We start from the raw sequence: 11,863 nt of genomic DNA, 5'->3' as shown, positions 1-11,863 counted from the left end.
CCGTGGTGTTCGATCAGCTGGCGGGAACCCCGGGCTCAAGCTCGGCTGGTCCGTCAGGCACCGTCTCCCCGGGCCTGGGCGGCACTGGCGGTTCTGAACCGCCGGGAGTTCCGCCCGCTGGGACAATAGCTACCCCGGGAACCACGGCAGGCGCCGGGAACGGGCCAGCTCCTGGAACAGGGGATTCAACGGGAAGCCCTGCACCCGCCTCCGGGTTGCAGGAAGTTCTTCCCCCTGTGGCAGCGGCGCCCGCCGGGCTTCCGCTGCCCTCCCCGCAGACGGCACTGGTCAGCATGCCGCTGCCGCCGACAGCTTCCGCCCAAGGCAAGATCGTGGCCGGATTCCCCGAGGAACCCCTCCGGTTCCCGGACGGGACCGTGGTGGTGTCCACGGGTGTATCCGCGGCTGATAGCGTCCTCCAAGTGACGGCGGATGCTATCTCGGCGGCCAGCCAGGACTCGGTGGTGGGCCATTTCCAGCAGAAGCTGGCACCGCTCAACTTCTGGTCAGAGGCCGCTCCGGCCGCGGAGGGACAGCGCTCGGTCCGCTTCGTCAGGGGCGCCGATTCGGTGACCCTGACCACCTCGACGACGGGCACGGGCAGCACCCGTTTCATGTTGCTCGGCAGCCTTCACGCGACGGCAGGGTAGCGGCCATGTACATCTCGGTCTCCGATCGGAACGGCGGGAAGAAGGATGCACAACCTGCATCAGGCAAGCCCGCGGTGACTCGGCCGGCATTCCGCCTGTCGCCCGTTATCCTCTGGCTCGGCGTCGTGAGCATGTTGACCGATGTCTCCTCCGAATCAGTGTCCGCCGTCCTTCCCCTCTACATCACCGGATTCCTCGGCCTGTCCGCCATTGCCTTCGGGATCCTTGATGGAATCAACCAGGGTGCCAGCGCTGTTGTCCGGATCGCCGCAGGATGGGCAGCGGACCGCAGCGGGCATCCAAAACGCATAGCTCTCGCAGGTTATGGCCTCTCCATGGTGGCCAGGATCGGCTTTCTCTTCGCCGGCGGCTTCTGGGCGCTGGCGGCGATCGTTACCGGTGACAGGATCGGCAAGGGCATCCGTACGGCACCGCGGGACGCCCTTATTACAGTGTCCGCCCAACCTGAGTACCTGGCGCGCCACTTCGGCGTACACCGGATGCTGGACAACATCGGCGCTGCGAGCGGACCGTTGCTGGCGTTCTTCATCCTCATGCTCATCCCCAACGGCTATGGCACCCTTTTCGTTGTCTCCCTCGCGTTTGCGGTGATCGGTGTCGCCGCCCTCGCGCTGCTGGTGCCCAACCTGAAAACGGGAAACCCGGAGAAGTCTGCGCCGGAACGGCGTCCCGGCCCGATCTTTGTCTTTCGCTGGAGCCTTTTGCGGGAGCCCGGGCTTGGCAGGCTGCTCGTCGCCGCGGGCCTTTTGGGAGTCCTGACCGTGGGTGACGGATTCATTTATCTCGTCCTGCAGGACCGGGACGCCTTTGCCGTCCAGTGGTTTCCGCTTCTGTATGTGGGCACGAACGTCGTGTTCCTGGTCCTTGCGATCCCGCTCGGCAGGTTGGCGGACCGCTGGGGGAAGGCGAAGGTCTTCGTGGCCGGGCATGTGGCCCTCCTGCTGTGCTACCTCCTCGCTGCGGCGCCGCTCGGCGGATTCGGACCCACGCTGGCGTGCCTGGTCCTGCTCGGAGCTTTCTACGCCGCCACCGATGGCGTGCTCGCGGCCCTGGCAAGCCAGCTCACACCGCCGGAGAAGCTGGCCACGGGCATTGGCGCGGCCCAGACCGTGGTGGCCCTGAGCCGCATGGCCGCTTCGGCCGGCTTTGGTGTCCTGTGGTTCGCCCTCGGTCCATCAACGGCAATGGTGGTGGTGGGCTGCTGCCTCGCCGTCGCCGTACCGGCTTCCCTGCTGATCCTGCGGGCAGGCACACGCGAAAGGCTTCCCGCTTGATTCCCGAGGGCGGCCGGAAGCGATGGATGGTCCTGCTGGCGATCACGGTGGTCGTGCTGGGGGTTTCCGGTTCTTATGCAGCTGTGGCCTTCCAGCGCTACCAGGACAGCCGCTCGGCCGCCTCCGCTGTCAGCGTGGCTTCCGGCAGCGCCCTGCCGGAGGGGTCATTTGTCCTGTTCCGCAATACGGCACCGGGACAGGGTTACGGCATGGCCGGCACCGTCCCGCTGGCGGCGCCCTCCGGCCAACGGTTTCTGGCGCCCGAAGCCTGCGACAGGGTTTACGGCACAGCCGGGAACCTCGTTTGCCTGAAGACAAACCGCGGGCTGGTGACCAACTTCGAGGCACTGCTGCTGGACAGGGAGTGGAAGCCCACCGGCCGTTGGGCCTTGCCGGGCATACCCAGCCGCACACGGTTGAGTCCTGATGGTTCGCTGGTCTCCACCACGGTGTTTGTCTCCGGCCATTCTTACGGTGCCTCGGGTTTTTCAACGGAGACGTCCATCAGCCGGACTGACGGTGGTGGCGCCGGAACCGGAAGCCTGGAAGGTTTCGCGCTCATGGTCAACGGAGCGCAGGTGACGGCGGTGGACCGCAATGTCTGGGGGGTGTCCTTCGTGCCCGGTGATGCTGATGCGTTCTATGCCACGGCGGCATCGTCAGGGCGCATTTGGCTGGTCAAGGGGAGCATTGGAGCCAGGACGCTGACCGCTGTCCACGACGGCGTCGAATGCCCGTCGGTGTCGCCCGACGGTACCCGTGTTGCGTACAAGAAGAACATCGGCGCTCCCTTGGCCGCGCATTGGAAGGTTGCCGTCCTGGACCTTGCAAGCGGACACGAAACAGTTCTGTCAGAACCCCGCAGCGTTGACGACCAGATCGAATGGCTCGATGACGCAACGCTGCTGTACGGGCTTCCCCGGGAAGGCTCCGAGGGCGATAGTGACATCTGGCAGATCAGGGCTGATCCTTCCGCGCGCGCCTCCCTGTACATAGAGCACGCCTGGTCGCCGTCAGTGGTTCGCTAACTCGGACCCGATTTGGCAAAGCCGATGGCTCGCCGGCCGTGCCTCCGGCTAGCGTGGCGCGAACACAACGTCCACGAAGTAGTTCGTCGCGTTGCTCGACTGGTTGGGCACCGCCGTTCCGGAACCAAACCGGTACAGCCCGTTGTTGTTTGCCCTGGCGGTTAGCGCACCGCTGGTCCACGCCTTCGTGAAGAAGTTCGGCGTATAGGAGTACCGGCCCGCCGGTGCGTTGTAGGACACGATGTAGTTGGTGCCCACAGTCAGGGCTATTGGAGTTGGAAGGGCAGCGGTCTGCCATCCGGTGGCCGTTTCGTTCGTGAACGTCACCTTGGCCAGCCGCACGCCCGAGGCCGTCCAGAGGGAACCTGTGTGCGTGCCCGTATTAGCTGTGTCTTTGTAGAAGCGGATGGCAGTGGCTGACCCGGCAACGGAAGATCTGAATGCCACGCCGAGCTCAACGGCCCGGACGTCCGTCGACGCTGCGACCTGCGGCAGCAAGGACGCAAAGAGGGACTGGACGGGAGGCGCGGGAGTGAGGGTCGTGAACTGCCACGACGTGGGTGCAAGCGGTGCGCCGGCAAGAGAGACGACGTTGGCCGCGCTCGCCGTGATGACAGTGCCGGCCGGCAGCTGTTGGGCCGGAGTAAATGTCACTGTACGGCCGTCCGCGGACAACGCCGAAGTCCCCGCGATGTTGGTCCCGCCGGCAGCGAGGGCGAGCGTACCACCAGGCTGCACGGCCGAGGACAGCGTCAGGCTGGGCCGGACGTCGAGCGCCACGGCGGTGGAATTTGGCGCCGGCGACTGGGCAGTTACGGTCAATGGCTCCGCCGAAGGCGGTGGCGCCACTCCCGACGCCTGGAAGACCAAGTCCACGAGGTAGCTGGAGCTGGACGACGACCCCGGGAAGTCGCCGCTGTAGGAGAACCCGCCGGAGTCCGCAGCCGTGCGCAACGGTCCGCTGGTAAAGCCGGAGGTGAACCCGCCCGGAGTGGCCGAATAGATGCCCGTCGGCGACTTGTAGGCTGCCACGTATTCGGTGTCGGCGGCGATGGCTACGGGCTGGCTGAACGTTGCCGTCTGCCAGCCGGCAGTGGACTCGGCCGTGAACGTGACGGTGGCGAGCTGCTGGCCGGTAATGCTGAACAGGCTTCCGGTGTGCGTTCCGGTGTTCCCGGCGGATTTGTAGAAGCGGATGCCCGTTACCTGTCCGCTCGTGGAGCTCGCGAACCGTACGCCCAGGGCCAGCGGGGCTCCGTCGTTGATTTCCAGGACCGACGGGGTCACCGTGTCCTGGTACAGCGTGCAGGGGCAGGCCCCGTCGGTCCGGGGGAGCGGCACGGTGGTGAAAGTCCAGGTTCCGCCGGCGCTGAGAGGTTGGTTCGTTGTGGAGGTTGCCGTCAGCGTGGCCGTGTAGCTGGTGGCGGCCGCCAGTTGTGCCGACGGCGTGAAGGTCACCTTGCCCGTGGCAGGGTCGTAGTTCGTGGCCCCGGGGATGTTCGTGCCCCCCGGACCTGCCAGCGTGAGTTGGACACTCGCTGCCGTGGCCGGCTTGGAGAGTGTCGCGGCAACCGCCGTGTCCAGCGGAACGCTGGATGAACCGGGAAGCGGTGTTTGGGCGCCCGCCACAAATGCCGGTTCCGGGTATTGGACGACGACATCCACCAGGTAGCTCGCCGTGGAGCGGACGTTCGGGAAGTCGCTGCTGTACGAATAGGCGCCGGCATCGGTGTTTGCCCGCAGGTTGCCCACGGCCAGCCCCGGGCCGAAGCCGTTCACCGTCGCGGAGTAGGCTCCTGTCGACGTCTTGTAGGCCATGATGTACTCAGTGTTTGCGGACATCCCCACCGGCTGGTTGAAATACGCTGTCTGCCAGCCCTCGGTGCTCTCATTGGCGAACGTAACCGTTGCCAGCTGCTGCCCGGAGGCGGTGAACAACGTGCCGGTATGGGTTCCCGTGTTGCCGGCTGACTTGTAGAAACGGATGCCCGTGACGGTGCCGTCGGCCGTGCTGGAGAAGCGGATGCCCAGGGTCAGCGGGACGCCGTCCCTGATCTCCTGGATTCCGGGGAGGACCGAATCATCGTAGAAGCTGCACGGGCAGCTTCCCGGAGATGGCGGCGATACCACCGTGGTGAACGACCACGTCCCCCCGGCCGTCAGGGTGCCGCCGCTGGTGGCAGTGCCGCTGAGCGTCACGGTGTACGTGGTGGCCAGCGCGAGGGCGGCGCCCGGCGTAAACGTCACCTTGCGTGTGGTTGAGTCGTAACCGGTTGTGCCTGCAACAGTAGTGCCGTCGGCCGCCTTCAGCGTAAACTGCACGCTCGACACCGTCACCGGCTTGGAAAAGACGGCTCCGACCGTTGTGGCCTGCGGGACGCTGGACGATCCTCCCAGCGGCCACTGTCCCGAAGCGGTCAGCGGGGTGCTGTCCACGGTGTCGAACACGGCATCGACGAAATAGTTGCCGTTGCCGAAGCTGTTCTGCGGGAACGCATCGGGGCTGCCATAAACGCCTGCCGGTTCAGTGCCGAATCCTCCCGCAACTGTCAGCGGCGGTTCGGTGAACCCGAAGCTGGCCCACTGGTACTCCCTGGTGGCGTAGTGGCCTCTGGGTGCGGTGTAGGACACCGTGTATTTTTGGCCTGCCGTGACTGCCACCAGCTGGCTGAACTGCACTTTCTGCCACCCCGAGGCCGTCTCCGAGGTGAAGGTGGCGGTGGCAAGACGCTGTCCGGATGCGTTCCACAGAGAACCGGTGTGGGTCCCCGTATTAGCCGTGCTTTTGTAGAAACGGACTCCGGTGATGAAACCGTCCACGCTCGGCGTGATCTTCATACCGAGTTCGTAGGCGCCGCCGTCCTGGGAATCCGTGACGGCAGGAACCTGCTGGCCGAACACCGTGTACGGCCCGGCAAGCTGCAGGTTTCGCGTTGCGGCGGTGCCGATGTTGGCGCTGTCATCCACTGCCCGCACCTTGATGCTGGCCGTGCTGAGCCCCTTCTGGATATACGTGTACGTCCAGCTCTGTTTCCCCTGGGCAGGATGCCACGTGTCACCTCCGTCCGTGGAGATTTCGACGCCGGCCACGATGCCGCCGGCGTCGCTGGCGGAACCGGAAACCGTGACGCTGCTGCCGTGTGCAATGGTGGCACCTTCGGCGGGGGCGGAGATGGCGGCTGTTGGCGCCGCCGTATCGCTACTCGGAGTTGCCGCGGCCAATGCGGTATCACGCGTCCCGGGCTGGGCGCCCATGTCGGCCAGCAGGTTGATCTGGGCCTGTTGCATCCGTGGATCCGCGGGAGCGCCGGCTCCGTCGTGCTCCTGGTCCAGGCCCCACGTCCACTGGACCGTGCCGGCCGAAAAAACCAGCGCACCGCCCGGCGCGCGATACAACGTGGTGTTGTGGGTGGTGGTTCCGGGTTTCACCGTATTCCCGAAGTCCTGGAGATACTCCGGCGTCGGGCCGGTTGTCGTCGACAATCTGATCAACCCCGCGGGCCTGAACCCGTTGTCAAGGTCTTCGTTGGACTCATAGCCCACTGTGTGGGGCGCCAGCTGGGCAGAGGCTCCCGTGGCCAGGGACGCAAGGGACGTGTTCCGCCAGAGACGTGACTTGCCTTCTGCGGCGCTGACGGTGATGGGGAGATCCGTGTAATTGGACACGTACAGGGTCCCGGTCACACTATTTTCAGGCAATCCACCGCCGTTGGCCTGGGAGGCGTACCTGGGATCACGCCACGTTCCGGTCCATTCGGTGCTTGGATCAATTTTGCCGTTGGACCAGGTCTCCTTGTAGGAGGTGATGGTCCGGTAAGCGGTCCCGTCGACCTGGGACGGTTCGTAGCGCGTCCGCCAATACATCTCATTACCGGACAGGAACTGGAGGTTCACGCCGGCGTCGCGTGCGGCTTCCACATTGGCCCGCTGGGGACCGGACCAGTATTCGTCGTGGCCTACGGAGAGGAACACTTTGTGGTTGAGGAGCTGCGCGCCGTTCCGGTGCGTGTCGACGCCGCTGATGTAGCTGACGTCGTAGCCGTTCTTCTCCAGGAAACGCACCAGCGGGTACTCGTTGCCGAAGTAGAAGTCCCGGCCCGATGACTCACCTCGGGTGGCGAATGGCCTGTTGTAGCTGATCTTGTAGGCCCTGCCGTTGACCGCGCCCTGGTAGAAGTCAGCTCCGCCATAGGTGTTGTAGGCCTGCCACGTTGTGTCGGATGTCTGGAAAACCACGTCGGAATGGCTGCCGTCGGAACGCACAATGAAGGTGATATGGCTTTGGCCGCCAGTGTCCGGCCGGGTCAGCAGGGCAACATAGACGCCGGAAACGGCCGTGGCCGGGACCTGCCACGTGGCCGACACTGCCCACGTGCCGCAGTCATAAAGTTCGGTGGCCACGTCGGATCGGCACTGGGGTTGTGACTGCCGTCCAGCGACTGGCGTGACGTCGGCGATCTTGCGGGCACCCAACCCTTGGTACCAGCCGGTCCGGTAGACGGCGATCGTGTAACTGGACGCGTTGGTGTCGACCTTGAACTTGATGGCCTGGCCGGCGTTGACGCTGATCTCGGTGGCATATCCCTGGATGCTCGATTCGCCGGCGCCGGAGATGTCCCATTCTGACGGAGGGCTTCCGGGCTTGGAGTTTTCACATGCAATCGCGTTCACCACCGGGGCACAGGGATCCGCGGCGTAGGCGAGCGGAAGAAGCTCGGCCGGTGCTGCAGCTGGCAGGAGCGCGGCCACCATGGCCAACGCCAGCAGGAAGATGACCTTCTTGAAGGCCTTGAGCGTGCCGTCGGCTGAGGATACGGACATGTGAACTCCTGGAGTGAGTGCGCAGTTGCGGATTCAGGCGGTGCTTCGTGCACTGCCCTGCATGCCGCCCCCCGGCGCAGCCAAACCAAGATATTCAGTTGTCCAACAAGAGGTTGCCGTGATAACGCCCCTCACTGCATCACGGCCGTCCCAGCTCCGCTGGATCCTGCCAAGTCAATCCGGCGTGAGACCACCGGATCGCGCAGCGTTAAGCAACCTCTAGCGGCGAGTCTAGGGGCACTTAGTGGGGGTGACAAGGGCCTGATGGCCGCAAGAGGCCCAAATCCGGGTTTTGTCGTTGCCACCCAGTAGATTTGAGGCAGGAACCAGCAGCTTCAGCCACTTCAGCACCTCAGCCACTCAGCACCTCAGCCACTCAGGAGATCCGAAACACCTTGCACCTCAAGAGCCTGACCGTCCGCGGATTCAAATCGTTCGCGTCAGCCACGACGTTCGACTTTGAGCCGGGCGTCACTGCAGTGGTCGGTCCGAACGGCTCCGGCAAATCCAATGTTGTGGACGCCCTGGCCTGGGTCATGGGCGAACAGGGCGCCAAGACCCTGCGCGGCGGCAAGATGGAGGACGTCATCTTTGCGGGCACATCCGGCCGCCCGCCGCTGGGCCGGGCCCACGTCTCGTTGACCATCGACAACACTGACGGTGCACTGCCCATTGAATACAGCGAAGTGACCATCTCACGGACGCTTTTCCGCACGGGCGGGTCCGAGTACGCCATCAATGGTGCAGGCTGCCGCCTCCTGGACATCCAGGAACTGCTCTCTGATTCAGGCCTTGGCCGGGAGATGCACGTGATCGTAGGACAGGGGCAGCTGGACAAGGTTTTGCACGCCACCCCGGAGGACCGGCGCGGCTTCATCGAAGAGGCGGCAGGCATCCTCAAACACCGCCGGCGCAAGGAAAAAACTGTCCGGAAGCTGGAGGCGATGCAGGCCAACCTGCAGAGGCTGAGCGACCTCACCAGTGAAATCCGGCGCCAGCTGACACCGCTGGGCAAGCAGGCGGAAGTGGCCCGCCGGGCCCAAAGCGTCCAGTTCGAAGTCCGGGATGCGCGGGCCCGGCTGCTAGCCGACGACCTCGTCCGGTTGCAGTCTGCCCTGGCCAAGGACGTGGCTGATGAATCCGCCCTGAAGGAGCGCCGGGTTGTTGTTGAGCAGGCTCTGGGGAACGGACGCCGGCGGCAGGCGGCGCTGGAACAGCTCTCGGCCGAGGCCACTCCAAAACTCAATGCCGCCCGGGACACCTGGTACCAGCTCTCGTCGGGTCGGGAAAAGTTCCGCTCCCTCGGCTCGCTTGCGGAGGAACGGCGCCGGCTGCTGGGTGCTGCGGACGAGGTACCGGACTCCGGACGTGACCCGGAACAGCTGGAAAGAAATGCTGCCAGGGTCCGCGAAGAACAGGCGGCCCTTGAAGAGGGGATCCTGCAGAACCGCACCGCGCTGGACGCCGCCACGGCAGCCAAGCAGGACGCCGAAAGTGCTGCGAGTGCGGAAGACAAAAGGCTGGCCGCCGTTCTCCGCGCAGCGGCTGACCGCCGCGAAGGGCTGGCCAAGCTGGCCGGCCAGGTGGGTGCCGCACGGTCACGCGTTGAGGCCGCACAATCGGAACTCGGCCGGCTCCGGGAATCCCAGGCCGCCGGGGATGAGCGCCGACGCCGTGCCCAGAGCGAGTTCACGGCACTGGAATCGCAGGTCGCGGGCGTCGAGGACGGCGAAGAATCACTGGACGCTGATTACGAGGACGCCAGCGCTTCCCTGGACGCCGTCCTCGCGGACATTGAAGCGCTGAAATCCGCCGAACGCGAGGGGGAACGGGAACGCGACTCGCTGCTTGCCCGGCGTGACGCACTGCAGCTTGGGCTCAACCGCAAGGACGGGTCGGGCCGCGTGGCCGACTCGGGGTTGCCCGGGATCATAGGGCCGCTGGCGTCGATGCTCACGGTTGAATCCGGCTATGAAGCGGCGATCGCCGCCGCCCTGGGGAATTCCTCGGACGCCGTCGTAGTTAGCGGCGCCGGCACTGCCGTCGAAGCTCTGCAGTTGCTCAAGGACGACGACGCCGGCCTCGCCTCGCTGCTGCTGGCAGCCTCGTCCGGGCAACACGCCACGGAGTCACTGGCCGCAGCGCCGGCTCGGCCTCCCCTTCCTGCAGGTGCCCGCTGGGCCACGGACCTTGTCACTGCTTCTGAAGCCGGGCTGAGCGTGTTCCCGTCCGTTCCGGACGCGGACAATTCCGCGGCGGGCCCGCTGCTGGACAAACTCCTGGACAGGTTGCTGGAGGCCACCGCGGTTGTTGAGGACCTTGCGGCAGCATCGGAGCTCATCAGTGCGCAGCCCGGGCTGACGGTGGTAACAAGGGCGGGTGACGTCTTCACAGCCTTCACCGTCCGGGGCGGCTCCGCGAGTGCACCGTCGCTCCTGGAAGTGCAGGCCGCCGTCGACGACGCCGAAACGCGGCTCGCCGCGGTCGGCGCCGATCTTGAGCGGAACCGGTTTGCGCTCGCCTCCGCCCAGGCGCGAAAGGCCGAGGCGCAGGAACGCGCGGACGCCGCCTTGGACCGGCTGCACGAATCCGATGCACGCCTGGCGGCCGTAGCGGAACGGCTGGGCCATCTGAACTCGGTGCTGCGGAGTGCAGTGGGGGAGAGCGACAGGCTGAACGCCTCGCTGGCCAGGGCCGAGGCAAACATCGTGGCCGAGCAGGAGGTCCTCGAAGCTGCGGCCGCGCGCCTCGACGCTGCCCGGCAGGCGCCCGCGGATGAGGAGCCCTCGGCGGAGCTCCGTGACGAGCTGGCGCTGGCGGCGTCGGCGGCACGGGCTGCCGAGATGGAGGCCAGGCTTTCGCTGCGGAGTGCCGAAGAACAACTGACCGCCACTCGCAACAGGGCCCTGTCATTGGAACGGGCAGCGGCGGCCGAGCGCCGGGCGCGGGAAGAAGCTGCGCGGCGTGCCCGCCGCCGCCGGGTCCAGGCCGGCCGGGCTGCGGCTGTTTCGGCGGCGGCGGAGCATGTCATCGCGTTCCTGGACGTCTCCGTGGAACTCGCCCTCCGCGCGCGGGACCTTGCGGAGGAAGAGCGGGAGCTCAGGGATCGCGAACTGATGGAGATACGGTCGCAAAACGACGCCCTCAGCCGTGAGTTGGCGGAACTGACGGATTCGGTGCACCGCGATGAGCTGGCCCGCACCCAGCAGCGGCTGCGGATCGAAGCCCTCGAGTTGCGTTCGGTCGAGGAGCTCGGCTTGTCGCCGGAGCAGCTGGTGGCGGACTATGGTCCGGACCAGCCGGTGCCCGTGCCCGCCGGGGAGTCCGGCGACAAGTGGGCGGCCCTGCGAACGCCGGTGGACGACGACGGCAGGCCGATCCCCGAAGGCAAGCCCTTCATCCGGGACGAGCAGGAAAAACGGCTCCGCAAAGCCGAGCGGGACCTCTCCTCCCTGGGACGGGTGAACCCGCTGGCACTCGAGGAGTTCGCAGCCCTGGAGGAACGGCACCAGTTCCTCAGCAGCCAGCTTGAAGACCTCAAGTCCAGCCGCAAGGACCTGCTGGACATCATCAAGGAAGTGGACGACCGTGTGCAGAAGGTGTTCGCCGAAGCCTTCGCGGACACCTCGGCGCAGTTCGTCCGCGTTTTCGCCCGGCTCTTTCCTGGCGGTGAGGGCCGGCTCGTCCTGACCGACCCCTCAGACATGCTCACCACGGGCATTGAGGTGGAGGCCCGTCCGGCCGGCAAGAAGATCAAGCGACTCTCACTGCTGTCCGGGGGCGAGCGCTCGCTGACCGCGGTGGCCCTGCTCGTGGCCATCTTCAAGGCGAGGCCGTCGCCGTTCTATGTCATGGACGAAGTGGAGGCCGCCCTGGATGACACCAACCTGGGCCGGCTCATTACGATCTTCGAGGAGCTCCGCGAGTCCAGCCAGCTGATCGTCATCACGCACCAAAAGCGGACCATGGAGGTTGCCGACGCGCTGTACGGCGTCACCATGCGGGGCGACGGCGTGTCAACGGTCATCAGCCAGCGCCTCGGCGCAGACGTATAGCGGCCCAGGAAGCA

5 protein-coding genes are annotated in these 11,863 nt (G+C 65.9%); 4 read left to right on the top strand and 1 reads right to left on the bottom strand.

The genetic code is table 11. The annotated features are described in order from the left end of the window. Positions 1-236 precede the first annotated feature (236 nt). From WMN78_RS15055 to WMN78_RS15045, 3 genes are read left to right on the top strand one after another with little or no spacing between them, the layout of a single operon-like run. On the top strand, positions 237-650 hold the full coding sequence (locus WMN78_RS15055) for a hypothetical protein (RefSeq protein WP_340534547.1): 414 nt from the start codon (positions 237-239) through the stop codon (positions 648-650). A gap of 5 nt (positions 651-655) precedes the next feature. Beyond that, positions 656-1,945: an MFS transporter gene (locus tag WMN78_RS15050; RefSeq protein WP_340534546.1), complete on the top strand. Its 1,290-nt coding sequence runs from the start codon at positions 656-658 to the stop codon at positions 1,943-1,945. 26 nt (positions 1,946-1,971) lie between these two features. After that, positions 1,972-2,973, top strand: a complete 1,002-nt coding sequence (locus WMN78_RS15045; protein ID WP_425341159.1) for a hypothetical protein — start codon at positions 1,972-1,974, stop codon at positions 2,971-2,973. Between the two features lie 48 nt (positions 2,974-3,021). Here WMN78_RS15045 and WMN78_RS15040 read toward each other — a convergent pair whose 3' ends face one another. Further along, positions 3,022-7,794 carry a DUF4082 domain-containing protein gene (locus tag WMN78_RS15040; RefSeq protein WP_340534544.1) on the bottom strand — a complete coding sequence of 1,591 codons (4,773 nt, stop codon included), beginning with the start codon at positions 7,792-7,794 and terminating at the stop codon, positions 3,022-3,024. Between the two features lie 395 nt (positions 7,795-8,189). Here WMN78_RS15040 and smc point away from each other — a divergent pair, with 395 nt between their 5' ends. After that, the gene (gene smc, locus WMN78_RS15035; RefSeq protein WP_340534543.1) at positions 8,190-11,849 is read left to right on the top strand and encodes a chromosome segregation protein SMC; all 3,660 of its coding nucleotides are present in this window, start codon (positions 8,190-8,192) and stop codon (positions 11,847-11,849) included. Positions 11,850-11,863 lie beyond the last annotated feature (14 nt).

The organism is Arthrobacter oryzae (genome assembly GCF_037911235.1).
GTDB lineage: Bacteria > Actinomycetota > Actinomycetes > Actinomycetales > Micrococcaceae > Arthrobacter > Arthrobacter oryzae_E.
The sequence above is the reverse complement of the archived record's forward strand: the minus strand, read 5'-3'. Positions and strand labels throughout refer to the sequence as shown.

What these genes read in the sequence shown, in the direction of transcription:
- WMN78_RS15040 (WP_340534544.1), bottom strand. Translation starts at nt 7,794, where the DNA reads ATGTCCGTATCCTCAGCCGACGGCACGCTCAAGGCCTTCAAGAAGGTC.
- WMN78_RS15050 (WP_340534546.1), top strand. Translation starts at nt 656, where the DNA reads ATGTACATCTCGGTCTCCGATCGGAACGGCGGGAAGAAGGATGCACAA.
- WMN78_RS15045 (WP_425341159.1), top strand. Translation starts at nt 1,972, where the DNA reads ATGGTCCTGCTGGCGATCACGGTGGTCGTGCTGGGGGTTTCCGGTTCT.